This is a genomic window from Bacteroides finegoldii DSM 17565 (assembly GCF_000156195.1).
GTDB classification, from domain to species: domain Bacteria; phylum Bacteroidota; class Bacteroidia; order Bacteroidales; family Bacteroidaceae; genus Bacteroides; species Bacteroides finegoldii.
Genome location: NZ_GG688330.1, coordinates 16,448 through 16,732, shown reverse-complemented (window position 1 = coordinate 16,732; position 285 = coordinate 16,448). Strand labels below are relative to the sequence as shown.

Below are 285 nucleotides of genomic sequence, written 5' to 3'. Positions count from 1 at the left end.
CGATGTGCATGGCGGAAACATGGCTGATGTCGCTGTTCCCCTTGTCCTTTTCCACCAGCAGGACTGTTTCCGCCTTGTTGTTCAGTTCCGTACCAATGTGCCCTCTTGCGTTCTCATCCCCCTTGTTCTGATGCAGTATCGTATGGATATGAATCTGCCTGTCGTCCGTCCACTGCATCAGCTTGGATATGATGCGGGTGGATTCACCGGGGCTGTTGATGTCGTACACCATATCCCGGATGCCGTCTATGATGACCAGCCCAATATCCGGTGAGTGGTAGATAG

General features: G+C 52.6%; 1 pseudogene. It reads right to left on the bottom strand.

Features of this window, described 5'->3' with window-relative positions:
* Positions 1-285, bottom strand: a pseudogene (locus BACFIN_RS04415) (AAA family ATPase); the annotation flags it as partial.